Below are 24,822 nucleotides of genomic sequence, written 5' to 3' on the forward strand. Positions count from 1 at the left end.
ATATAATTTCGTATATTTTATCCAATTAAAGGTTTTAAATGCTAAAAAAATCACTCATTATCTCTGCTTTAACTATTACGCTCTTTTTTCAAGCTTGTAGTGACGACAAAAGTGATGAAAACTCTATGGTCGCATCAAATCAGTTTGTTTTAAACGATCTTGCTAAAGAATCACATACGATAGTAAAAGAGGGAAATAACTTTACACTTGATAACCTAAAAGGTAAAGTCGTGATTTTTGACATATTTGCGACATGGTGTCCTCCTTGCCGCGCTGAAGCGTCACATCTTGCAGCACTACAGGCAAAATATAAAGACGATCTTGTAGTCGCTGGTCTTTCTATACAAAAAGATCTTACCGCTGCAGATATAGTCGAATTTAAAAACGAATACGGTGCAAACTATATGATGCTTGTCTCTCCTGAGAACCGTAAACTGGCTTTTTCGATCGCTTCGACTTTAGAGGGGCTAGAATCGGATTTCCCTATTCCGTTGATGGTAATGTACAAAGACGGTAATCTTGTAAACTACTACATAGGTGCGACACCTGAAGAGTTTATAGAAAACGATATCAAAAAGGCGCTAGGTAAATAATGTTCGGATTCATAAAACAGGGACTTAAAAAAACCGTCGATGCCATAAAGACGGTCGCTCCAAAGAAAAAAGTCACACTTACTAAAGAGGAACTGGAAGATATACTTCTAGAAGCTGACGTCGAGTATGCCCTTGTAGAGATCATCTTAAACGAAATATACCAAGAGAAGATCACACGTACTATACTCGAAGCAAAACTACTGGCTACTTTTGCCTATACAAGCTATGCACAACCTGAACACACGGCACCTTTTGTAGATCTGATAATCGGTGTCAACGGTGCAGGCAAAACAACAACGATCGCAAAACTAGCTTCTATGTATAAAAATGAGGGAAAACGTGTAATGCTTGGAGCTGCAGACACTTTTAGAGCCGCAGCGATCGAGCAGCTTACACGCTGGGCAGACAAACTTGATGTTCCTATTGTATTTTCCCGTCAAGGTCATGATCCTTCAGCTGTCGCGTACGATACTATCGAATCGGCAAAAGCAAAACATTTTGACAATGTTATCATAGACACAGCGGGCCGTCTTCATACGCAGACCAACCTTGCGAACGAACTTAAAAAGATAGACCGTATCTGCGATAAAGCACACGCCGGTGCTCCGCATAGAACAATTCTTATCTTAGACGGGACACAAGGAAACTCTGCGATCGCTCAGGCAAAAGCGTTTAACGAGATGGTTGGCATCGACGGTATCATCATCACAAAACTTGACGGGACTGCAAAAGGCGGTTCTGTCTTTAGTATCGCTTATGCTCTGCAGCTTCCGATACTTTACATAGGTGTAGGTGAACAGCCAGAACATCTTATCAAGTTTGACAAATACGAGTTTGTAAACGGTCTTCTTGACGAGATATTTGCAGCAGATGAAGAAAACTAAAATATGACAATATGTCATATTTTAAACTACTATACGGACTTTCCCCTACAATATAATAAATTTCTCCCTTACATGTAAGGCTACACTAAAGGCTCATATTTATGGCAAAGAAAAAAGTTCTCTATGAATGTCAACACTGTGGACTCACCACTCCAAAATGGATGGGAAAATGTACAAATTGTGGAGCATGGGACTCTTTTGTCGAACTAAATGAAAAAGAGCAGGAGATCGTAAAGACCCTCTCTTCGATGAGCGATTCAAAGACAAAAGCAATCTCAATGCCGGACATCACCGAGATCGATATCCCGAGATTCTCTTCACTTGACTATGAACTAGATACCGTTCTTGGCGGCGGAGTCGTACCCGGCTCTCTTACACTTATCGGCGGAAGCCCGGGTGTTGGCAAATCGACCCTGCTTTTAAAGATAGGCTCAAATATAGCATCTACAGGGAAAAACGTTTTATACGTGACAGGTGAAGAGTCTGAAAGTCAAGTCAAACTTCGTGCGAACAGACTAGGCTCAAATGAAAAAAATCTGTTTTTATTAAGCGAGATAAGACTAGAACAGGTCCTTGTAGAACTGCATCACAGAGATTATGAGTTTATAATCATCGACTCCATTCAGACGCTCTACTCTGAAGCTATTACATCTGCTCCGGGTTCGGTCACACAGGTAAGACAGATAACCTTTGAACTGATGCGTCTGGCAAAAGAGAAGAACATCGCGATCTTTATTATCGGGCATATTACTAAAGAGGGATCCATCGCAGGACCAAGAGTCTTGGAACATATGGTCGATACCGTCCTTTACTTTGAGGGGGATTCTTCTCAAGAGCTGCGAATACTAAGAGGCTTTAAAAACCGTTTTGGACCGACCAGTGAGATAGGCGTGTTCGAGATGAGAAATGACGGACTCGTCAGTGCAAAAGACATATCATCGAGATTTTTTAACCGTACTACTTCTCAACCCGGTTCTGCACTTACGGTCATCATGGAGGGTTCTCGTCCAATCATACTTGAAGTACAGGCTCTTGTCTCGGAATCCCATACTTCAAATCCAAAACGTCAGGCGACCGGATTTGATAACAACAGATTAAACATGCTTTTAGCACTTTTAGAGAGAAAACTTGAGATCCCGCTCAACAGCTATGATGTGTTTATTAACATCACCGGCGGCATCAAAATAACCGAAACAGCAGCCGATCTGGCTATACTTGCGGCGATTATAAGCAGCTTTAGAGACAGAGCGATATCTAAAGAGACCGTATTCATCGGAGAGGTCTCGTTAGTGGGTGACGTCAGAGAGGTCTTTCAACTTGATTCACGTCTCAAAGAGGCAAAGATGCAAAACATCTCCAAAGCGCTTATCGCAAAAAAAACGTTGGAAAAATCTACAATAAAAACTTACATCGTAGATGAAGTGACAAAACTGCTGGAATGGTTTTGATTGTTTAAATTTTTTTTGTATAATGTTTGAAATATCTAAGAAGGAAAATATATACTATGATAGGTGCAGAATATAAGAGTGAAGAGCGTTATTCAAAACTTTCAATAGTTTTCGATACAAAAGAGGAAGAAGATCAAGTTTGCTCAGTAGTCAACGAGATTGTGGACGAGAACTCTATAAAACCGGAAATCTACACCTGTGAACTTCCAAACAATAGAAAAGTATTAGTAATTGAATATCATGACGACTATGACCGTTCATCTGGATCTATTTTTGATAAGATGATGAAAACTTTAGGCATAACTCACTGTTAATAATCAAAGGACGATAAAAATGGATTTAAAAAAGTTTGCCGAGGGTAATGAACTTTTTCAAAAAGCTTATTTTAAACAGAATGAAAAAGTACTTTTAGAGCTTGCAGAAAACGGTCAAAACCCGAAGACCCTATTTATAGGCTGTTCTGATTCAAGAGTCATCCCCGATCTCATAATCCAATCAAATCCGGGTGATCTTTTTGTGATCAGAAACGTAGGTAATTTTGTTCCTCCTTTTAAGCCCGATGAGGATTACCACTCAACGGCTTCAGGGATAGAATATGCAGTCAGCGTACTCAATGTAAGTGAGATCATAATATGCGGACATTCACACTGCGGTGCTATTAACCATCTATTTCAGACGATAGAAGACCCGTCACTCACACATACAAAGAAGTGGCTAGATCTCGGTGAAAAAGCGAAGTCCATGGCGATCTTAAGTCTAGGGAAAAATGCCAATAGTGAAGAGTTATTACGTGTTACGGAAAAACTTTCCGTGATAACACAGATAGAAAATCTGTTGACATATCCGGCCGTAAAAAAGAAGGTTGATGAAGAAAAATTACATATTCATGGCTGGTATTACGATATACAGACTGGAAAGATAGATTATTACGATCCGGATTCATATGAATTCGTGCCTTTAAACTCATTGGTTAAAAAAACTGATGTGGTATAATTTGTAAAATTCAAACTCACGACATTTAAGGATTAAAGATGGCAGAAGCTAAAAATACGGAAGAAACCGAAACAACCGAAGTTAAGAAGTCAAGTTCATTAATGTTGATCGTCATCATTGTTGTGTTGATAGTCGTTATCCTTGTAGGTGCTATTATCGGGATACTTATGATGGGCGGTGACGACGGTTCATCTCAACAAGTTCAGACAAATACACAACAGAACTCTTCAAATACGCAGATGACAAAAAAATCACGTGTTGAACTTGATAACTCAAGAACACTTAACAAGATCGGTATCTTATATCCGTTAGATACTTTTACGGTAAATCTTCTAAGTGAAAACGGAAGCCGCTACCTAAAAGCTCAAATATCACTAGAACTAAGCGGTCAAGAACTTGCTGCAGAGCTTGATTCTAAGAAAGCTGTCATCAGAGATAGAATACTAAGACTTTTATCTTCAAAATCACTAGAAGAGGTCTCTACACTAAAAGGGAAAGACAAACTTAGTGAGCAGATCATGGATGTTTTAAATCCAATGCTTACAGACGGAAGTATTAACGGGATCTACTTTACGGAATTCGTTATCCAATAATGATAGGGATCGATCTTATTAAGACCAAAAGAATGGAACATATGATGGAGAGGTTCGGTGAGAACGCTCTTAAAAAGTTCCTCTCAGAGGATGAGATCGCTCTCGTTAAAAACTACAAGACAGCAGCCGGCTTCTGGGCTGCTAAAGAAGCTTGTTCCAAAGCTCTTGGAACAGGTATCGGGGCAGAGTGCAGCTTTTTTGATATTACTATCTCAAAAACAGTAAAAGGCGCTCCTCTTATCACGCTTAGTGAAAAAGTACAAAAGAACTTCAATATTAAAGACACATCACTCTCTATCACACATGACGGCGATTATGCCATCGCTGTTGTCGCAATAGAAAACTTCTAACCTCTTTTTCAGCCGCCGCCTACAAAATCAAGCAGCTCTACCTTATCACCGTCGCTTAATCTGCATGTAGCCCAGTTCTCCTGTTTAACTACTTCCATATTAAGAGCTGCCGCCATAACTTTATCAGTAAGATTCAGTTCATCGATAAGATCATTCATAGATATACCGTCTTTAAACTCTTTTTCGTTTCCGTTTACAATTATCTTCATTTTTTCTCTTTTAATCTTTTTTAGTAGAAGGAATATTACTATTTTTTTATTAATTTATTACGATATAATTTCAATAATATACGACTTAAGGAATTATATGTCATCTCCTGCAATAAAACGCCATAATCACCGCGTTCTACCATGCGACAAAAACCGTAAAATCGAGCTTATTAATTTCCTTATTGAAAAAAATAGCGACCTTGATATAGCTATAATATCAAAAGAAGCTATAAATAATTTTAAAGATATCTCATTAAACGATAGAGTAAAACTGATCGAGGACAGCCAACTGGACTCAGACTATGATCTCATCATAAACTTTGATCTTCCCGATGTAGAGCAGTACATAAAACGTCTTTCACATGCTAAGACTTACGCTTTTATCCTGCTAGATCCCGAAGAACAAAAACTTCTATATCCGATTGAAATGGCTCTTGGACGCTCATTAGTACAAGAGGTCATCAAAAAATTTGAAACGACTCAAAGTCTCGAGCAAAAAAAAGCTCAAGCAAAAAAAGAGAAAAAAGCTAAACGCTTTGAGAAAGAGCTGCAAAAAGAGAAAGAGAAAAAAGAGAGAAAAGCTCAAAAAGAGCTTCCTCCTAAACGTAATGTCAGAAAAATAGTCAAAAAAGACTAATGACTTTTTTCCTTTACCTCGTTTAGAGGCGAACTGCTAAGATAAGGCACTTTCCCCGAGGGAGTGAACTTTGATGCTTCATCAAGATGTCCGTCTTGGTCATCAAAAAAGATATGTGCCTTAAAAGCCTTCAAAATCTTCGACTTCTCGATACCGCCCAAAAAAAACATCTCATCTACATAGATGCCCCACTGTCTTAACGTCTTTATGACTCTAAGTTCAGCAGGTGCATTACGCGCAGTGACAATGGCAATCCTGACAGGAGAAAACTCCGTGTTAAAAGGAAGCCTCTCCTGCAGTCTTGCCAGTTTTTTCAAGAAACTCGCATAGGGACCTTCTGTCATCGGGACATCCTGATTTGTATCCTCATTTTGATGAAAACCGCTAAGACCTTCTGTTTTATAGACGATCTCACTGCTGTCGTCAAATAGGACAGCATCGGCATCAAATGCGATGCGTACCTGTCCTTCAGGTATCTTTTCTAAATCTTTTGGCGGGTTTTTAACGATGGCTGCCGCACATGTGACTCCGTCTATTACCTTCTGTGCATCTTCGATATTTGTCGTCAAAAAAAGATCTACATCATATGCATCCAGATAATCTACCACAGACTCCCCGCCTGTAAAAGCATGTCTTGAGATATTGAGCCCTTTACGTCTGATGTTGTTGAGTACCTGCAAACCTGTCTCAGGACTGTTTCTTGACATGACAACGACTTCGATAAGAGGCGACTCGCCCTTAGGCTGGTACCTGTTAAGCTCTAAAAGAGCTTTCACCAAAGGCATCCCCGTACCGTCGTTTAACGGCTCGTTCTCCCTCTCGAGCATATACTTTCTATACTCGTCCATCGCACTCTCTTTGTCTTCACCGTATTTTGACTTAAAGACTGCGTCCGCTTTGCTTAGATCAAACAAAGCCGTTGCCGAGATGCCTACTACTAAAGTATCTGAGAGGTCAAGTGCCATATCGTTCCTTTTAAGACTTTCTTATTCTAATCATCTTGAATCTCTCGCCTAAGAGATTTGGCATGATGAGCATCTTTACTTTTTGAAGTTCCTGCTCATATATCTTCTCATCTACGTTGATTCTAAGCATCTCTAAGAGCTCTAAGATACCCATCTCTACCAATGCCGTCATCTGAGCTTTTAAAGCCACAAACTCACACCCTGCTTCGACAAATGCATCTTTTACATGTTCAAACGTCACATCATAAGTGATGTCGGAATTTTTAAACAGTTCTTTTATATCTATATTCTCGTCAAAGAAAGGAAACACTTCATGGTCTTTGTAGATACGGATAGAAAAATCGGGACGGGCCTGCATCTCGCCGTAGTCAAAACTTATAAACTCGAACTTCGCGGCAGCACCGTACATCTCTTTGGCAAACTCTTCATAGCCTACGGCTATCTCGCCTTTTGTCTTATGATACTTCGCAGCTTTTTGAAGTATTGACTCATCAACCGTATCAAACTCGACTTTACCGTCCTCGACAGTAGCGATCTTACCGTCATATAAAAGTTCGCATCCAAACGCGTCAAATATCTCGTTGGCTATGAAAAATGCGTTCTTGCATCTAAGCTCACTGAGTGATTTGTAATGTGTAAGCGAGACCACTTCTCCAAAAGACTGTTTAAAGTACTCACGCTGCTGTTCCTGAAGCGCATCGAAACGCTCTACGATGACAAACTGCAAGCTCTCTAGAAGCTCAGGATAAAGCGTATAGATAAACTCTACCACATCGGCTAAAAAGTAACCGTGGTGTGCACCTATCTCGCAGATGACCGCATCTTTTTCCAAAAAGCCCTCTTCTATCAAAGAGATTATGTGTTTGGCGATTGTGCCGCCAAAAAACTTCGAAGTGCTTACCGAGGTGTAAAAGTCACCCTCTTTTCCTATCTGTTTGTAGTTTGTGTAATAGCCGTTCTTGCCGTACAGCCATTCATTCATATATTCGCTAAATCTCATCTTTAAACTTTTCATAGAGGCTGAGCAGTTCTAGCTGCTTGTCTATCTCGTAAATTTTTGTATCCAGCTTTTGGACTTCGACAGAGTTTTTCAGAGTATCTACATCATACTGTGTCTTATACCCTGCGTGAAAAAGCTGCTCTGTGTCTTCTAAAAGCTTTTCATACAACTCTCTGTTCTTCTTTGAGAGTTGTATCTTGTTCTCAAAACTTTTGATGTTCTGCATCACCTGTTCGAACTGTGCTTTTAACTCTCTTTTTTTGTCAAGGACAAGCACCTGGGATTTCAGATAGTCGATTCTCGCCGACTCCACATCTCTAAATGTATTTATATCAAGCGGCATCGATGCTTTGATGCCGTAGTTGTAGTAGTCCGTTTCACTTGAAAATGGAGTACCTGCTCCGCCATACTGCTGATTTTCCGACTTTTCCCAATTATACCCAGCCGTTATGCTGACTTTTGGCAGGTATTTTGATATGGTCACATTTTTATTGTACCTGTCTCTTTCTGTCTGACTGTTCGTCTGATAGATCACGATGTTGTTCTTTAAAAACTCATCCTCATCTAGTATTCTAAGCGTCGGTATCTCCGCCGTCTTATAATCCATATCGCTTATACTTTTAAACTGCGATATCAGTTTTTGTTCATTTGCTTCGATATCAAAAAGAGCCTGATTGGCTTCATTAGTCTGGATGATAGCACTGTCTAAAAATCCCGAATCCAGCTGACCGTTTAGGTATTCCTCTTTTTTCTGTTCCAGATTTATCTCGGAGTTTTTTATCTGAAGATCTTGTTTTTGTTTTCTGTATTCTGTCTGTTTTATCTGCATAAGCAGTGCGATAGTATCTTTTATAAGTTTTCTCTTTGCAACGTCCAAAGTGTAGTCAGAGTATTTTCTTGAAGCCTCGGCGAACTTGATGCCGTAGTAGATCCCACCGCTTTGAAAGATGGGCTGGTCCATCACGATAGCGGCTTTTTGAGACTCCTGAGTGTTCCCGTACGGGTTGCTTTTTGAGTAGGCATAGCTGACGACGAGCGGTTGTATCCAAGAATCTCTCAGCTTACTACTGTCGGCTTCGACTTTTTGGTAGTCGTATGAGAACTCCTGCTGTTTAATATCGGAGATATAGCTCTCTAGTTTTTGATCACTCTCTTTTGCAAAAGAGAGACTACAGACTGCTAACAGCGATATTAAGACGTTTAAAGCCCTCATCAATTTCCTCTTTAGTGATAGTTAACGGCGGCAATAGTCTTAATGTGTTTCTACCCGCTTTTAAAACCATAACACCGTTTTCTCTTGCACTGTTTATAACCTTTGACAAAGTATCTGCATCTTTAACACGCAGACCGCACATCATTCCGATACCCACTTTTTCCAAGAAAATATCTTTATGCAGGTTATAAAATCTCTCCAGGGCTTTGTCAAAAAGAAGCATCCCTATCTCCAGGTCTCCGCTTTGTTCATACTCACCGAGGATATCCATCACTTCACAGATCGCAGTAGAACTCAGATAGTTCCCTCCAAACGTCGAACCGTGGTCACCCGGACTGAAGATATCTTTTAACGTAGTCATAACGACACCCACAGGTACGCCGCCGCCCACGCCTTTTGCAAGACTTACGATATCCGGCTCTATCTCATAATGGTTTGAAGCCAGGAACTTCCCTGTTCTGTAAACACCTGTCTGCACCTCATCTACGATAAGCAGAATATCTCTGCTTTTTAGGAACTTCGCCAACTTCTGGACTTTTTCTTTGTCTTGAGGCTGAACCCCGCCCTCGCCCTGTACAAGTTCTATCATAACGGCTACGGTATGGTCATCGACCAGGCTTTCTATCTCGTCGATGTTTTTTGCATAGACGAAACCGTCAGGAAACGGTCCGAAATAGTTATGCATACTCTCTTGACCCGTTGCTTTGACAGTCGTGATAGTACGTCCGTGAAACGAGTGGTCTAGTGTAATGATCTTATATTTTTTTATCTGTCCGTCTTTTTCCCCGTACTTGCGTGCTATCTTGATGGCACCCTCGTTTGCTTCAGCCCCGCTGTTTCCGAAGAAACATTTCATATCATAGCCGCTTGCTTTTACAAGTTTCTCAGCAGCACGAGCTTGGGGTGCGATGTAGTAAAGGTTTGACATATGGATCATATCTTTTACCTGAGCGCATAAAGCGTTTGTAAGTCTCTCGTTACCGTGACCCACGCTCACAACTGCGATACCCGAAGTAAAATCTATATAATCTTTTCCGTTTGCATCTATTAATTTTGCGTTTTTACCGCTTACAAACTCTACGTCCGCTCTTGCGTATGTAGGTAAAACATATTTGTTATCTAATTCTTTTGTTGTCATGTCACAACCTTTATACTATTTTCTATTCTTTATAAGGAATTATACATCTAATCATCAAAAGAATTATTTAACTCTTTTGAAAACTAAACTATCCGATCTTTATTTGCACCTTATTCTCCTGAAAAACAGCGCTGTTACCTTCATAGCTTTTCTTACATGGTGTGAGGTTGTTCACTCCGTCCGTTCCTGAGTAGATAAGTACACAGTCGGGTCTTAGTCTGCTGTCCAGTCCCGCAGGCAGAGTCACGCTTCCCGTTTCTGAGACGACTTCGAGCATCTGTCCCTCTATGTAACCTAGAGAAGGGTTTACGTAGACTTTATTGTCCACCTTGAACTGTGAGTTTAGGCTTGCAGGCGACTTACATGTAATGAGAAAAAGGTCCTCGTTCATGTCAAAGTCTATATCCACTTCATCCAAAAATGCGAACTCTTCATCATCTGTCGTAAAACCCTCTTCGTAAGCTACTCTGCTTCGTCCTTTGACTTTTAAAAGACCGCCCTCGTCCGCTTCGCCAAAAGATCTGAAATGTTCTATGTACTCTGCTTCGCTCTTTAGCTCGATACCGAACTCATCGCATAAGATGCGTGCGAGTCCATACTCGCTTATGCCGATCTCGCTCTCTTTTTGCTTTGGCATCATCGAGAGATAATGCGTGCCGTAGTAGGTACGTATATCATCTTTTTCCAGGAAACTCTTTGCAGGGATGACAAGGTCAGCCGCAGCCGAGGTCTGGTTTTCATACAGCCCGAAATAGACAAGGTTTTCTACCTTCTCCAGCTCCGCTTTTACTCTTGCAGTGTCCGGCATCTGGTTTAGAGGATTTGTGCCTTGGATGAACACGGTATCAAACTGGCTGAACTTCGTGTCTACCTTGCTGACCTTTTTTGCCTTTAGCGTAAAAGGTGAGTCTATACCCTCTCTTGAAGAACCGAGGTAACTCACTCCGCATCCCTCTTTTCCAAAAAGCCCGAGTAGCGCGGCAAAAGAGTCAATGGCACGCATCACATCTGCACCGTCAAGATATTTTTGTATCCCCACTCCGCAGAGAATGGCTACTTTTTTACCGTTGATGATCTCTAAAAACTTTCCGATATCGCCAAGGGTCGCACCTATCTCCTCCAGCACGGCTTTGACACGTACAGTTTGAGTAAGTTCATAAAAATCTTCATGTTCTGTGGCACAACTGCTTACAAATGCATGGTCAACACTGCCTTCTATACACAAAAAACGTGAAAGCAGCATGGCGAACTGCATATCTCCATGTGGTTTTAACTGCACATGCAGGTCTGCCATGTCGGCTGCCTTTGTCTTTACAGGGTCGATGACGATGATACGTTTCTCTTTTAAAAGCGGCAGAAGATGTGACGAGGTCGTGTGCGGATTTCGTCCCCAAAATACGACTACTTCAGATTTTGCTATCTGTTCTGGGCTCATAACGTCGTTGTGCCCCCGCCCCGCGATGATGCCCGCTTCCCCTGCTCCGTCGCAAAGAGTTCCATCAGTCAATGTCGCACCGTGAGATGCAAAAAAGTAGTCTGTCACCTCCTGCATCAGTCCAAAGTTTCCGTGACCTCTGTAGTGAAGGATATTCTGACTCTCTTTAATGATCTTTTTCAGATGTGCAAGCGCCTCATCCATGGTGATCGCTTCACCCTTATACCTTGGTGTCTCAATCCTTGCAAACTCTTCATAATGGTTCAGATGCGGACATAAAAACCCTTGCGTAAACCCCTTTTTTAGAGCCTTTAACTTTCCTCCGTCATACTCAATGGTACAGGCATCAAAACAGTCAAGCGGACAAGCAGTAAGATTACTCATCTTTAAACTCTATCTGTACCAGTTTTGAAAATCTCTGCGGAGTCTTTACGATTATCTCTGCTTTGTAGCTAGAGATATGCGTCTCATCCGTAATATTCCAGAGTCTGTCTATCTTATACTCCGTCTTTTTACCGTCAATAAATATCTTTTTATTCTCTATGCCTTTTACGTCTTCCTCATCAAGATAGACAGTAAGGATCGCTTTTGAGACATCTGCTATCTTTGCAAGCGGTGTCGACATAGCGACGACCTGTCCCTCTTTGACCATCAGGTCATACAGAACATACCCTTTTGCACTCAAGTGCTTGTCTTTTACAGACTTGTTAAGCCTTGCTATCTGCAAAGAGGTGTCAAGCAACTGCATCTTTAGGCTGTCGAGCTCTTTTTTTGTAGAGAGATACTGGTTTTGTGTAGTATAAAGGTCGTAAAACTCTTTATCTTTTTCCACGGTCGATTTGATCTTCAAGACTTTGATACGGTCATAGTTTATATTTTTCTTTTCCAATATATCTTGATAGTTTTTTACGATCTCTTCATCCAGTTTTATAGTGTCGTCTAAAAGAGTAGTCTTCTGCTTTAACTGCTTTAATTCTACCAGATCAAGTTCATCGTCAAGTTTTATATAATCCCCGTTATCAAGAACCTTTCCAAGTTTTTTCTCATCCGTAAAAACAACTTGGGCAGATACGTTTGAGGAGATAGTCCTGATCTCATACGGCTCGATTTTTGAATAATATACTTTTGCATTTAAAGATGCCGTAACTAAGGCTAATAAGATAAGTCTATTCACTTTTTTATCCTTAAAATTTTATATGCATTCTACTCATATAACACTTTTAAAAAGATAAGTAAACACATATAAACTCATATTCATATTTATTTTGATAATATTACATATAATCGCACAAAGGATAATGGTATGTCCGTTTTAGACAATGTTGACGCATCCACAAATTTAGCAAAAAACAATGAAGTACAACTACTGGTATTTAGAGTCAGTGACAATCCCGACTCGGCTTATTACGCTATAAATGTCTTTAAAACACGTGAGGTCGTCGAATCTAAAAATCATTATCTGACGCAGATCCCGTCTGCACATCCTTTGTTAGAGGGTACTATCACCCTAAGAGGAATCCAGATCCCTATATTGAATCTTCCGGCATGGCTGCATATCACTCTTACTAAAGATGAGATAAAAAAATCAAATATCCTGATATGTGATTTTAACGGTATCATCATCGGTCTTCGTATCATGTCCGCATACAGAGTTATCAAGAAAAACTGGAACGAGATGCATGCGCCCGACAGCTACAGAGTGGGTGACGACAATGTCGTTATCAACGATACAAGACTCGAAGACGGAAATATGTGTCTTATCTTGGACTATGAGAAACTGCTGGCAGACGTAGTGCCTCAAGCTATGGTAGATGTCAATGAAGGCAAAAGAGCTCTTCAAGAGGTAGAGATACCGGCTAAACTGAAAAAAGGGACGATCTTAGTTGCAGAAGACTCTAAAACTGCACAGAAACATCTGATGCAGATATTTGATAATGCTTCATTAAAATATAAGATATTCAACAACGGAAAGCTGCTTCTAGAATATATATTTTCACGTGAAGACCCGACAGCCATCCCTGTGGTCATAACGGATATAGAGATGCCGGAGGTTTCAGGTTTTACGGTTGTAAAAGAGTTAAGAGCTGATCCTAGGACATCAAAGATACCGCTTATCGTCAACAGTTCGATGACAGGTGAGAACAATAAACGTGAAGCGACTACACTAGGAGCCGACGGTTTCATAGATAAGACGAAAAGTCACAACATCATACCTCTTATCGTGCAGGCTATGAACGAAAGAGGTCATCTGTAGTCTTCTAGTAGCTGACTCTGTTCTTACCCTCTTTTTTGGACCTGTAAAGAAGTTCATCGACTCTTTTATAGATAATATCTTCAGTATCGCCCTCTTTGACCTCTGTCAGACCGATACTGATAGTTATCTTTCTATCTTTTAAAGTGTCTAAAGTATCTTCTACACTCTCTCTTATCTTATCGGCGACTTTTATTGTCTGCTGCAGCGTTGTATGAGGAAACAATATAATAAACTCTTCACCGCCGACTCTAAAAAGATGATCATTTTCCCGTATGCAGGAATCAACTAATTTTGACATCTCGACTAATACTTTGTCCCCCGCCTGATGACCATATAGATCGTTAATCTTTTTAAAGTCATCGATATCGTACATCAAGATTGAAAACTGTGTCTTATATCTGCTAAACGTAGATAAAAGCTCTCCAAGTCTTTTATTGTATGACTTTCTATTATTTACTTTGGTGAGTTCATCTATATATGCCTGATTTTCTATCTCTTTTTGTACAAGATGCAGTTCAGTCAAATCTCTGCTGATCCCTAAAATACCTGCATCCCCATCCTCATCATAATAAAAAGGTATCTTTTGAGTTAAAAGGTACACCTTTGTACCGTTTGGATAGGTGACCCACTCATAATTTGAACGAGTCTTCTTCTCTTGTAACATCTTTTCGTCCATATCTCTGAAGAGTTTTGCCATCTCATGCGGAAACAGCTCAAAATCATCATGACCTATCATCTCCTCTTTCGATTTTCCTACAAATCTTAAAAATGCGTTGTTACAGCCAAAATACTTAAAGTCTTTATCTTTAAAAAATATCAGATCATCTGTCTGATTGATTATTGAATCGAGTAATATATTTTTAGAATTGATCTCTTTTATATTATTGAAGATACTTTTATCGATATTGTCGATATCTATCAGAGGAAAGTTTGAATAGTTGAAGTCCTTCTTTTCTAGCTTCTCATTAATGATATTTATAGGGTTGATAAGAATTTTATTCAACATAAATATCAACATAAATAAAGAGATGACAGACATTGTGACAATGGCGATTAATTTATAACTCAATGTACTGCTTATATATCTTTTAAAATTTTTGGGATTTATCTCTACAAGTAAAATATAGTGTTCAGGTTTAGAGAGATTCGTTGTTGTAAGAGTTTTACAGACCAGCCTATTTACACTGAAGTCATGCACCTGTATGAACTCATCTACTCCTATACATTCAAAAGAGTTATAGTCTCTGTCTATATAATTAGTATTTGAAGAGAAATAAACCTTATCATTCTTTACCAATGACAATGAGAGGATCATATTATTTATATCGCTGTTGGATTTAATGTACCGGGATATCTTGTTTGAATCATTTTCATCTATAAGCAGAGACAGATCATTGTTAAAACTGTCTATCTCCCGTACGATATCATCTTTTTCATGTTTTGCGAGATTATTATAATCTAGAGTATATTCGATTACTGAATATATAGAGGATGCTATAAACATGGCAAAAAATAAAATTAGCCAAAAAGTCTTTAAACTGTATCTACCCATCTATTTTCTAGCCTTATATTATATATCGTTAATAAAGACTTTACTGATTAGATCATAAAACTATGCTGAAAGAATTATTTATGTAAAAAAGAGAAGAAGAGGCTTACATGTAAAGGTTTACATGTAAGCAGACCTCTTTCTATTTGAAGAGAGAAAGAAGTACACCTGCTGCAACAGCAGAACCGATAACACCTGCAACGTTTGGACCCATTGCATGCATTAAAAGCATATTTGTTCTGTCATACTCCATACCGACTTTGTTCGATACACGAGCTGCCATAGGAACCGCTGAAACTCCAGCTGAACCGATAAGAGGATTGATCTTTGTTCCAGGGAACATATTCATGATCTTCGCCATAAGTACACCCGCTGCAGTTCCTACTGAGAATGCAACGATACCAAGTGCTAAGATCGCAAGAGTATCCGGTACTAAGAACTGATCAGCTGCAAGTTTAGAACCTACACCAAGACCTAAGAAGATAGTAACGATATTGATCAATGCATTTTGCATAGTATCTGAAAGACGATCAACAACACCCGACTCTTTTAAGAAGTTACCGAACATAAACGCACCGATTAGAGGCGTTGAGTCTGGAAGAACTAAAATAGAAAGCGTTAAAACCACAATCGGGAAGATCAGCTTTTCTATACGAGACACGTGACGAAGCGTAGTCATCTTGATACGACGCTCTTTATCATTTGTAAGCGCTTTCATGATCGGAGGCTGGATGATAGGAACCATAGCCATGTACGAATATGAAGCAACCGCGATAGCACCTAAAAGTTCAGGAGCAAGGTTTGTAGCGATAAAGATCGAAGTCGGACCGTCTGCCCCGCCGATGATCGAAATAGCAGAAGCTTGTTTCAACGTGAAATCAAAGATATCAGTATATTGTGCAAGTGCAACTGCACCGACAAGTGTTCCAAAGATACCAAATTGAGCCGCACCGCCTAGAAGTGCCGTCTTAGGATTTGATAAAAGTGGACCGAAATCCGTCATCGCACCGACACCCATAAAGATTAGGATAGGGAAAAGCTCATTTGAAAGCCCTGCTTGATAGATAACACCCAAGAACCCGTGAGGTCCTGCAATATCTGCTACAGGGATATTTGCCAAAAGTCCACCAAAACCGATAGGTAAAAGAAGAAGCGGTTCAAAACCTTTTTTGATCGCTAACCAGAAGATCAAGAAAGTAACAAGGATCATGATCACACGACCAAATCCTTTATGAAAATCACTCATCGGTTTACCAGTAGAGCTTAGTTCATCCGGATTTGGGTTGAATAAAACATATATACCTGTAGATTCAAGGAATGAGTCCACCATATGAGTAAAGTTCTGAGGAACATACTTTTCTTGTTCTACATTAGCTTGAGGAGCTGAAGATGCTTCGTGCTCATTTGCACTAGCACCTACAAAACCAAGCAGGACGAAAAGAGTTAAAAGCCTAACAAAAAATATTTTCATAAAATTATCCTATTACTGCTACGACTTGACCTTCAACTACCTTGTCGTTTACGTTAACATTGATAGATTTTACAACGCCGCCTTTTGGAGCTACTACGTCTATCTCCATTTTCATAGATTCAAGGATCAGAATCACATCACCTTCATTAACACTTTGGCCCGGATTAGCAACGATTTTCCATACTGCACCCGGTAGTAATGCTTTTATCGTCGTACCTTCAGTTGATGAAGGCATAGTAGGTACCGGAGTTGATAGACTCTCTCCGTTTACCGCTGTTACTTGGATGTTTGCATCACCTTCTGCTACTTGAACACTGAATCTTTGTCCATCTACTACTACTGTATAACTTCCTGTACCCATATTTGTTACTCCTTCATTGCTTTCATTATTATTGCTTTCGCTAGTTTGCATTGTTGATTTTTTTCTTACGTTTACTTCAGCCTCACCTTTTAAGAAAGTGATACCTTTCTCTTGACAAGCTGCTGCAATAAAGATATTTTCTTCAGTCGTCTCTATACCGTTTTCTTCAAGTATTTTAGTCCAGTGTGCCAATGATTTTGTCTCATCTGCATCTGCCAGATCTAAAGCTTTTTCAGTCGTCGGCTCTAAGTGTAACTTTTCTGAAGCTATTTTCACGACCTCAGGATCCGGAGCGACAGGAGTCTTACCGAAATATCCAAGAACCATTCTTCCGTAGCCAGGAGCTATCGCTTTCCAAGGACCTTGCATAACGTTGTTTAGTGCTTGTTGGAAATAAAACTGAGAAACTGGAGTTACAGAAGTACCGTAACCACCCTTTTCTACTACTTCACGCATAGCATCTATCACTTCAGGATATCTGTCTAAGATGTTGTTATCACGCATCATCTGAGTGTTTGCAGTAAGTGCACCACCCGGCATAGGCGAGAATGGGATAAGAGGTGAAACCATTGTAGCTTCAGGTGGCATAAAATAGTCGTCTAAACAACGTTCTACTTCTTTCTCATACGCTAGTATCTTATCGATCTCTAAACCGCCAAGGTCATAATCCATTCCCTTAGTAGCGTGTAGCATCGTAAGAATATCTGGTTGGCTTGTTCCGCCGCTTACCGGAGAAGCAGCCATATCAATACCGTCGATCCCTGCTTCAAGTGCAGCTAAATATGCAGCAACTGAAACACCTGCAGTCTCATGTGTATGAAGGCGAAGGTGAGTTCCTTCAGGCACTAAGCCACGAGCCATTTTAATTGTCTCATATACTTTTTTAGGACTAGACGTACCGCTTGCATCTTTAAAACAGATACTGTCATACGGGATACCGCTGTCTAGGATATCGCGAAGAGTCTTTTCATAAAAAGTAACATCATGAGCGCCTACACATCCCGGAGGAAGGTCCATCATTGTCACGACTACTTCATGTTTAAGTCCGTGATGAGAGATTCTTTCCCCTGAATATTTTAGGTTTTCAACATCATTTAATGCATCAAAATTACGAATTGTTGTAGTTCCATGTTTTTTGAACATTTTAGCGTGTAGATCGATAAGCTCTCTTGAGCCTGTATCTAACATTACTGTATTTACACCGCGAGCTAAAGTCTGAAGGTTTGCATCAGGACCAACGATTTCACGAAATCTGTCCATCATTTTAAATGCATCTTCATTTAGGTAAAAGTAAAGTGATTGGAATCTTGCTCCACCACCAAATTCAAAGTGTGTAATTCCAGCATGTTTTGCTGCTTCTACAGCTGGGAAAAAATCATCCATAAGTACGCGACCACCAAAGACCGATTGAAATCCGTCTCTAAATGTCGTATCCATGATATCAATAAATTTCTTGGCCATTTCTATCCTTGTCTGTGATGCATAATCGCAGCCGTGATGGCGGCGACTATTCTTTTGTTGTTTTGTGCAGTCTGTGTTCCTGCATTTTGAGTATGCTCTTTAGGTACGCTGACCGGTTCCGGGAAAAATCTATTTACAATCTTAGAGACAGCATTTGTCACTAAAATCATAATGATCAAGAACACGAAAACCGTTCCCATACCAAGAAACATAAACTTTGTTCCCTCTAGAACTAAATTTGTCTCCATATAATCCACCTTCTGAAATAATCCATTATAATAGTACAAATTACTTTAAACTTTTATGGAATATGCGCGAAATTATATCTTTTTAAATTCTTTGTTACTTTTTCAAATTCTTTTAATAACATATAAACTTTAAACGATATAATTTCGTCAACAAAACTCAAAAAAGGTAAATTTTATGAACTTAGATAAAATCGGTTATGGTGAAAATCCAGATAAAGTAAAAGCTATCATAGAGATCCCATGTGGCTCAAACATTAAATATGAAGTAGAAAAAGAGAGCGGTGCTATCGTTCTTGACCGTGTTATGCACTCGGCTATGTATTACCCTGCAAACTACGGTTTCGTAAACCAAACTCTTTCTCAAGACGGTGACCCGGCTGACGTTTTAGTTCTTGCTGAGTACCCTATGCAAGCAGGCTGTGTAGTAAACTGCCGTTTAGTAGGTGTTTTAATCATGGAAGACGAAAGCGGAATAGATGAGAAACTTTTAGCAGTTCCGACTTCAAAGATCGATCCTACTTTTGATGAGATCCAAGATCTTGGCGACATCCCTAAACACACTTTAGCAAAGATCAAAAACTTTTTTGAAACATACAAAATGCTTGAGCCGAACAAATGGGTAAAAGTAAAAGGTTTTGAAGACAAAGCAAGTGCTACTAAAATCCTTCAAGATGCTATAAACAACTATAAATAGGACGTATAAATTATGATAGCTGGAATGTATGAACAGGATTTTATTGCTTATTTCATATTTGGGATAATACTAAATTTTGTTTTTTCCATACTTTTTGGGATCTATCTGAGTAAAAATATCGGTATGCAGGAGATGGTAGAGAGCAAAGGCGAAAAAGAGCAATCTTCACTTATCGCCATCTCTCTTTTCATCCCGTATGCGAAGATGATCATTACCCTCTACAGAGTCGCAGTACTTCAGTTTTACTTTTTAAACAAAGGTAAGACTCACAAAGAGTTCTGGATCTATATGACTCACGAAGAGTAGACAAACTTTAATCTACTCTTTGCAACCCTTTTAATATCTTTCTCTCCATATATAACGACACCAGGAACATAGATATATAACTGCCGATAAGCGCTACGATAACGGCGATGATGTTTTTCGAATAAAGAAAATAGATCCCGTAAAAGATGATGACCAGCGATGCAATACCCCAGAGGCGTATAAAAAGTGCCGATAGGAAATCTCCGCTGGCTTTGATAAACGATATCTGATACGCGTTTAAGATGACAAAGATAAAAAAGAACGAGACATGTATGATCATCAAAGATGCTTCTGCATACTCTTTTGAAAACAGAAACAGGACAAGCCTGTCTGCAAAAAGCAGCGACAGTACTATGAACGATATACTTACACTCAGCGCAAACTTCAGTACCCATCTTTTTATCTCCCGCAGTTCATCAAACTTCTTCTCACTGAAAAGCTTTGAGAGTTCCGGCAGGACAAAACGAAATATCGGGAATACGAAAAGCATGATCATATAGGTAAATATCGGTTTGACAATGACCTGAAAATCTCCCAGTTCATCAAGAGTAAAATATCTCATGATCAAAAGCACGGCGGTGTACATCATCACGATTCCCGAACCGAACTCGATGGTCGAGATAAGAGAGTTTTTCAAAAATTTATGCGTGTCGTGTTTATGCTTAGGCTTGTCCACAGGTACGCTTTTTATCTCCTGCGTCTTTTTGATGTAGATGTAAAGAGATACCGTAAATGCTGTCATGATCGTCGATATAAACAGAGGCTGTAATCCATGAGTGTGCGCAAAAAAGTAAGCTATCAAGAACCAGACTATAAGCATCGCAGGCTCTAAAAAAGTCACGAAGTTAATGACTTTATACATCCTGTACATAGCTATTAAGTTCGTATAGTAGACGCTAAAGCCAAGCGATATAACGGTAAATACAAGATACCAGTAGTCTACATGCACACCGATCTTGTGCTTTAAATAGGGAATGATAAATCCCCATACGGCAAGAACAGTCAAAAACAGTACGCCTTTAAAGACCTTTAGTATCTTGTAGTCATCTTTTGTCTGAGCAAAGGTCACGACCATAGAACTTCTAAAACCGACAAGTACTAGAAGCGTCATGGTAAAGATATCGATGGCCGTAAAATAAAGTGCAAGATCTGCTTTTGAGATGAACTTTGCCAAAAAGATCTTAAACCCGAAGTTTAGCGATACACTGAGTAAAGATATCCATATACTGTGATAGATCGCTTGTTTCATTTATATAACCCCGTAATACATGCCTGCAGCTTTTTATCACTCCAGATACCGGCGCTTCTTCGTTTTGCACGCTCTTGTGCTTTTGTGTAAAGATATCTGAACTCGTCATCATTAAAATTGGTCTGTGTTATGGCAAGTCCCTGCTCTAGCAGTGCTTCAGAGAGCGTCTTTTGCCCGAATGCATAGATGACACATCTTCTCTGCTTAAACACAATATGGTAGTTTTGTCTCAGATAAAGAGCCATATCTATAAAATATTTTTTTGTCGGATTTGCCAAGTAGTAGTTTTCGATCTCTTGTTTACATGTAGATGTCAGGGCTTGATTTGCAAGAACCTCTTCCAGAGGTACTACACCGTAGGGTTGACAGATAAAACTTGTCATTCCTATACTAAACTTCTGCATATCGTTTGAATAAACTTTTCTAAGTTCCGCGATCTGTATCGATTCTGCATTAAGAGTAAAAAAGATCATAAGTAAAAAAATTGTTTTCATGCCGTTATAATAACATTTAATCTTGTTAATATTAAAAAAATCCATTCTACTTTCTGATATAATTATAAAATGTTATATTCTACGTAAAGGGTATGTTTGAAATTACTTTTTATATTTATTGCACTCCTGTTCACCTCCCTTTATGCCGAAAATTATGAGATGGGGCGAGGTCTTACTTTAAGTGAGAAACTTCACGTCGGCGGTTATATCTCTACAGATTATGAATCTAGCAATGACAAAAAGCAGTTCAGACTCGATGATGTCGCAGTCCTGGTATACGGACGGGTACTTCCTGAACTTTCTTACCTGGTCGAATGGGAAGCGACTCCCTTTTATCAAAAAAACTACACGACTGAAGCTGAAGAGTATAATCCTAGATTTTACTACGAACGTGCGTATGTGGATTATGCTTATTCGGAGATGTTCAATTTCCGCGGCGGGAAACAGATAACTCCTATCGGTTACTGGAATCTTGAACCTATAAACGTACTAAGAGATACGAGTTCAGATCCGCTTTACAGTTATGAGATGTTTCCTAAGTTCTTAACCGGACTGGACATTTACGGCTATCTGAATGAGTCAGCATCAGTGAAATACCATCTTTTCGGACAAAAAAACAATAATCTTGATGATAGCACGTTAAACATACAGGCGGATCAATTTTTTGCTATTTCCCTGGAGCATGAAATAACTTCAGAGTTCAGTTACGGAGGTTCGATAGGAAACTTTGTGACAAAAGACAAAAAGCATACGAACTTTATCCAGTTAGACGGCAAATATGATGCATACCCTTTTGTTTTTCAAGCAGAAGCGGCATATAACGATAATGAAGACACACTGCTTGATGAAAAAAACTATAAGACTGCCGGTTATGCACAAGCTCTTTATCATATAAATATGAAACATGCTCTTATCGGACGTTATGAGTATTTCCATGACAGCAGCGACTCAAGAACGAACAATATCGGAGTCTTGGGGTATAGTTACAGACCTATATATCCGGTGTCTTTAAAAGGCGAGCTGCAGTACAACTCCGATGAACGCTTGAACAAATTTATCATCTCATTTTCGGTGCTGTTTTAATGAGAGTGTTATTCCTGATCTTCATCTTTTCAATGACGCTCACAGCATCTGAATATGCAGTCATCACCTCTTCAAAAAGCACGATCAGTGAACTGTCGTCCAAGCAGGTCAAAGATATATTTATGATGAAATTACACTACATCGACGATGTAAAAGTGATACCGATAAACGCCTCGGCAAGCGCAGCAATACGCCAAGAGTTTGAGAAAAATGTTTTAAAAACAGATAGACAGCGTCTAAACAACTACTGGATAAAACAACACTTCCAAGGTATAAGCCCGCCGGTCACCCAGCCATCTATACAATCGGTGAAGATGTTTATAAAAAATGTAAACGGTACTATTGGTTATATCCCTATGGATATGGTCGATCCCGATGTGAGAGTCTTGTATGAGTTTTAAACTAAAAGCGGTACTGCTGATACTTTCCATCGCATTGATCCCCTACATTACGATCATGTTCTATATAGGGAACATGCTTCGCGATACATACAATCAAAACCTGACAAAAGAGATGCAGACACAGCTCTCACTTACGACAAAAAGCATTGAACAGTATATACAGACACTTCAAAACGATATGCAGTTTATGGTCAGACTTGACATGATGAACGATATATTTTCAGGAGACCTTGATAGACGGATAAGTAAACTTCTGGAAGAGAAAAAAGATGAACTGAAACTTTACGGTGATTTTTACATAGTCGATAAAGAGAATAAGATCATAGCATCCAGCGACAGTTCAAAACTTAACAAACCGATCAGCTTCAAGCCATTTTTTACATACCCTGTTCAATCCACATTCGATAATACTACGATAGGAAATCTGGTCTTAGAGTTTTCACCAAAAAACCTGACCTACTTTTTCAACAATACAAAGGACAGGATCTATTACATCGTCTTAAACAAAGAGAACACGCTTTTTAAAGAAAGAACTTTCAAGCAGGCATTTGTCGTTAAAAGTGCATTAAAAAGCAATCCGGATATAGAGATAGTACTTGAACAGGACAAAGAGCTGTTCTTAGAGCTTTTAAAAAAATATGAATATTGGTTTATTGCGACTATTCTGATCGGTGCTTTCATCATAACCGTCATCGCCATGTTTTTTATAAACCATCTTATAAGACCTATTATCTCTTTATCTCATACAGCTGATGAGATCACGCAAAAGCAGGACTACACATATAGAGTCGACAGCTCTTCAAATGACGAGATCGGAAAACTTTCAAAGTCGTTTAACAAGATGCTGATAGGGATGTCCGAAACTCTCCATAAACTAAAAGAGGAAACAAAAAACAGAGAAAAGCTGATAGAAGAACAGAGTAAAAACGAGATGTTAAAACAGCTTTCTCATAAACTCTCAAAATATCTCTCGCCTCAAATATACGAATCCATATTCTCAGGTGCACAAGATGTCACACTAACGTCTAAGCGTAAGAAACTGACTATCTTTTTTTCAGACATCGTAAACTTTACCGATACGACTGAGACCATGGAGTCCGAAGATCTCAGCGAACTTTTAAACGACTACTTGAACGATATGACTCAGATAGCACTTAAATACGGTGCGACAGTAGATAAATACATCGGTGATGCGATAATGCTCTTTTTTGGAGACCCCAAATCAAAAGGGATAGAGGAAGATGCAACAGCCTGTGTCAATATGGCACTGGAGATGCAGGAGCATATGGACACACTCCACAAAAGATGGAATAAAAAAGGATTTACAAAACCGTTTAAGATCCGCATCGGTATCCATACAGGCTACTGTACCGTCGGGAACTTCGGCAGTGAGAACAGACTTGAGTATACCATCATCGGTTCCTCTGTCAATCTTGCAAGCCGAATAGAATCATCGGCTAGTCCAAATGAGATACTTATATCAGAAGAGACTCAGCTTTTAGTAGACAGTAAGTTCGATTGTAAAAGATCAAAAGAGATAACTCCAAAAGGATTCACTCGTCCTATATCTCTTTATAGTGTTTATAGAAAAACAGATAACACTGAAGATGAGATAATCATCCAGGAGGACGGGCTGAATCTGCAGGTAAATATGGATAAAGTATCCCAACAGAACAAAGAACTTTTAAAAGAAAGACTTGTTAATATACTCAACAAACTTTCTTAAAAACACTATTTAAATACATTTTATTAGACTTTTTATGCACTTTTTTGATATAATTCCACTCTTTTTT

27 protein-coding genes are annotated in these 24,822 nt (G+C 39.3%); 14 read left to right on the forward strand and 13 right to left on the reverse strand.

Going from position 1 to position 24,822, the window contains the following annotated elements; genetic code table 11:
• The first annotated feature begins 38 nt into the window (after positions 1 to 38).
• From WCX87_RS06970 to acpS, 7 genes are all read left to right on the forward strand, one after another.
• Positions 39 to 593, forward strand: a complete 555-nt coding sequence (locus WCX87_RS06970; protein ID WP_345978767.1) for a TlpA disulfide reductase family protein — start codon at positions 39 to 41, stop codon at positions 591 to 593.
• A complete protein-coding gene (gene ftsY, locus WCX87_RS06975) occupies positions 593 to 1,477 on the forward strand; it encodes a signal recognition particle-docking protein FtsY (protein ID WP_345978769.1) in 885 nt (294 codons plus the stop codon). Before WCX87_RS06970 ends, ftsY begins: the two co-directional genes overlap by 1 nt.
• Positions 1,478 to 1,578: 101 nt before the next feature.
• The gene (gene radA, locus WCX87_RS06980; protein WP_345978770.1) at positions 1,579 to 2,925 is read left to right on the forward strand and encodes a DNA repair protein RadA; all 1,347 of its coding nucleotides are present in this window, start codon (positions 1,579 to 1,581) and stop codon (positions 2,923 to 2,925) included.
• A 56-nt stretch (positions 2,926 to 2,981) separates the two neighbouring features.
• Positions 2,982 to 3,239 carry a hypothetical protein gene (locus WCX87_RS06985; protein ID WP_345978772.1) on the forward strand — a complete coding sequence of 86 codons (258 nt, stop codon included), beginning with the start codon at positions 2,982 to 2,984 and terminating at the stop codon, positions 3,237 to 3,239.
• A 19-nt stretch (positions 3,240 to 3,258) separates the two neighbouring features.
• Complete coding sequence (locus WCX87_RS06990; protein ID WP_345978773.1) at positions 3,259 to 3,918, forward strand: carbonic anhydrase; 660 nt, start codon at positions 3,259 to 3,261, stop codon at positions 3,916 to 3,918.
• Between the two features lie 38 nt (positions 3,919 to 3,956).
• The gene (gene fliL, locus WCX87_RS06995) at positions 3,957 to 4,511 is read left to right on the forward strand and encodes a flagellar basal body-associated protein FliL (protein ID WP_345978775.1); all 555 of its coding nucleotides are present in this window, start codon (positions 3,957 to 3,959) and stop codon (positions 4,509 to 4,511) included.
• On the forward strand, positions 4,511 to 4,861 hold the full coding sequence (acpS, locus tag WCX87_RS07000) for a holo-ACP synthase (protein WP_345978777.1): 351 nt from the start codon (positions 4,511 to 4,513) through the stop codon (positions 4,859 to 4,861). Before fliL ends, acpS begins: the two co-directional genes overlap by 1 nt.
• 8 nt (positions 4,862 to 4,869) lie before the next feature.
• Here acpS and thiS read toward each other — a convergent pair whose 3' ends face one another.
• On the reverse strand, positions 4,870 to 5,070 hold the full coding sequence (gene thiS / locus WCX87_RS07005; protein WP_345978778.1) for a sulfur carrier protein ThiS: 201 nt from the start codon (positions 5,068 to 5,070) through the stop codon (positions 4,870 to 4,872).
• A 97-nt stretch (positions 5,071 to 5,167) separates the two neighbouring features.
• On the opposite strand from thiS, the gene WCX87_RS07010 reads away from it, so the two are divergent.
• Positions 5,168 to 5,707 (forward strand): hypothetical protein, encoded by a 540-nt coding sequence (locus WCX87_RS07010; RefSeq protein WP_345978779.1) that lies wholly within the window; start codon positions 5,168 to 5,170, stop codon positions 5,705 to 5,707.
• On the opposite strand, the gene WCX87_RS07015 is transcribed toward WCX87_RS07010, so the two are convergent.
• The 6 genes from WCX87_RS07015 to WCX87_RS07040 form a co-directional block, all read right to left on the reverse strand.
• Entirely contained in the window at positions 5,704 to 6,672 is a 969-nt protein-coding gene (locus tag WCX87_RS07015; protein ID WP_345978781.1) for a 5'-nucleotidase, read from the reverse strand. The genes WCX87_RS07010 and WCX87_RS07015 overlap by 4 nt on opposite strands.
• 10 nt (positions 6,673 to 6,682) lie before the next feature.
• Entirely contained in the window at positions 6,683 to 7,672 is a 990-nt protein-coding gene (locus tag WCX87_RS07020; protein ID WP_345978783.1) for an SAM-dependent methyltransferase, read from the reverse strand.
• Positions 7,662 to 8,885 carry a TolC family protein gene (locus WCX87_RS07025; RefSeq protein ID WP_345978784.1) on the reverse strand — a complete coding sequence of 408 codons (1,224 nt, stop codon included), beginning with the start codon at positions 8,883 to 8,885 and terminating at the stop codon, positions 7,662 to 7,664. Before WCX87_RS07025 ends, WCX87_RS07020 begins: the two co-directional genes overlap by 11 nt.
• The gene (locus WCX87_RS07030) at positions 8,842 to 10,023 is read right to left on the reverse strand and encodes an acetylornithine transaminase (protein WP_345978786.1); all 1,182 of its coding nucleotides are present in this window, start codon (positions 10,021 to 10,023) and stop codon (positions 8,842 to 8,844) included. The genes WCX87_RS07025 and WCX87_RS07030 overlap by 44 nt, the downstream gene beginning before the upstream one ends.
• A gap of 88 nt (positions 10,024 to 10,111) precedes the next feature.
• On the reverse strand, positions 10,112 to 11,842 hold the full coding sequence (locus WCX87_RS07035) for a molybdopterin-dependent oxidoreductase (protein ID WP_345978788.1): 1,731 nt from the start codon (positions 11,840 to 11,842) through the stop codon (positions 10,112 to 10,114).
• Positions 11,835 to 12,632: an HlyD family efflux transporter periplasmic adaptor subunit gene (locus WCX87_RS07040; RefSeq protein WP_345978790.1), complete on the reverse strand. Its 798-nt coding sequence runs from the start codon at positions 12,630 to 12,632 to the stop codon at positions 11,835 to 11,837. Before WCX87_RS07040 ends, WCX87_RS07035 begins: the two co-directional genes overlap by 8 nt.
• Positions 12,633 to 12,761: 129 nt before the next feature.
• On the opposite strand from WCX87_RS07040, the gene WCX87_RS07045 reads away from it, so the two are divergent.
• Entirely contained in the window at positions 12,762 to 13,712 is a 951-nt protein-coding gene (locus tag WCX87_RS07045) for a chemotaxis protein (protein ID WP_345978792.1), read from the forward strand.
• 4 nt (positions 13,713 to 13,716) lie between these two features.
• Here WCX87_RS07045 and WCX87_RS07050 read toward each other — a convergent pair whose 3' ends face one another.
• The 4 genes from WCX87_RS07050 to WCX87_RS07065 form a co-directional block, all read right to left on the reverse strand.
• Complete coding sequence (locus tag WCX87_RS07050) at positions 13,717 to 15,264, reverse strand: diguanylate cyclase (protein WP_345978793.1); 1,548 nt, start codon at positions 15,262 to 15,264, stop codon at positions 13,717 to 13,719.
• Positions 15,265 to 15,403: 139 nt separating this feature from the next.
• Complete coding sequence (locus tag WCX87_RS07055) at positions 15,404 to 16,732, reverse strand: sodium ion-translocating decarboxylase subunit beta (protein WP_345978795.1); 1,329 nt, start codon at positions 16,730 to 16,732, stop codon at positions 15,404 to 15,406.
• Positions 16,733 to 16,736: 4 nt separating this feature from the next.
• Positions 16,737 to 18,554, reverse strand: a complete 1,818-nt coding sequence (locus tag WCX87_RS07060) for a biotin/lipoyl-containing protein (protein WP_345978797.1) — start codon at positions 18,552 to 18,554, stop codon at positions 16,737 to 16,739.
• 2 nt (positions 18,555 to 18,556) lie between these two features.
• Positions 18,557 to 18,802, reverse strand: a complete 246-nt coding sequence (locus tag WCX87_RS07065; protein ID WP_345978799.1) for an OadG family transporter subunit — start codon at positions 18,800 to 18,802, stop codon at positions 18,557 to 18,559.
• 175 nt (positions 18,803 to 18,977) lie between these two features.
• Between WCX87_RS07065 and ppa the strand changes: the two genes are divergently transcribed.
• A complete protein-coding gene (gene ppa, locus WCX87_RS07070; RefSeq protein WP_345978801.1) occupies positions 18,978 to 19,496 on the forward strand; it encodes an inorganic diphosphatase in 519 nt (172 codons plus the stop codon).
• Between the two features lie 12 nt (positions 19,497 to 19,508).
• Positions 19,509 to 19,802, forward strand: a complete 294-nt coding sequence (locus WCX87_RS07075; protein ID WP_345978803.1) for a hypothetical protein — start codon at positions 19,509 to 19,511, stop codon at positions 19,800 to 19,802.
• Positions 19,803 to 19,809: 7 nt separating this feature from the next.
• Here WCX87_RS07075 and WCX87_RS07080 read toward each other — a convergent pair whose 3' ends face one another.
• Both WCX87_RS07080 and WCX87_RS07085 read right to left on the reverse strand, forming a co-directional pair.
• A complete protein-coding gene (locus WCX87_RS07080; RefSeq protein ID WP_345978804.1) occupies positions 19,810 to 21,051 on the reverse strand; it encodes a hypothetical protein in 1,242 nt (413 codons plus the stop codon).
• Positions 21,048 to 21,545, reverse strand: coding sequence for a thermonuclease family protein (locus tag WCX87_RS07085; protein ID WP_345978806.1), 498 nt, complete (start codon positions 21,543 to 21,545; stop codon positions 21,048 to 21,050). Before WCX87_RS07085 ends, WCX87_RS07080 begins: the two co-directional genes overlap by 4 nt.
• A 96-nt stretch (positions 21,546 to 21,641) precedes the next feature.
• On the opposite strand from WCX87_RS07085, the gene WCX87_RS07090 reads away from it, so the two are divergent.
• From WCX87_RS07090 to WCX87_RS07100, 3 genes are read left to right on the forward strand one after another with little or no spacing between them, the layout of a single operon-like run.
• Positions 21,642 to 22,628, forward strand: coding sequence for a hypothetical protein (locus WCX87_RS07090; RefSeq protein WP_345978807.1), 987 nt, complete (start codon positions 21,642 to 21,644; stop codon positions 22,626 to 22,628).
• Positions 22,628 to 23,029: a hypothetical protein gene (locus WCX87_RS07095; protein ID WP_345978809.1), complete on the forward strand. Its 402-nt coding sequence runs from the start codon at positions 22,628 to 22,630 to the stop codon at positions 23,027 to 23,029. Before WCX87_RS07090 ends, WCX87_RS07095 begins: the two co-directional genes overlap by 1 nt.
• Positions 23,019 to 24,755, forward strand: coding sequence for an adenylate/guanylate cyclase domain-containing protein (locus WCX87_RS07100; RefSeq protein ID WP_345978811.1), 1,737 nt, complete (start codon positions 23,019 to 23,021; stop codon positions 24,753 to 24,755). Before WCX87_RS07095 ends, WCX87_RS07100 begins: the two co-directional genes overlap by 11 nt.
• The last annotated feature ends 67 nt before the right edge of the window (positions 24,756 to 24,822 follow it).

The organism is Sulfurimonas sp. HSL3-2, assembly GCF_039645965.1.
Classification (GTDB): Bacteria; Campylobacterota; Campylobacteria; order Campylobacterales; family Sulfurimonadaceae; genus Hydrocurvibacter; species Hydrocurvibacter mobilis.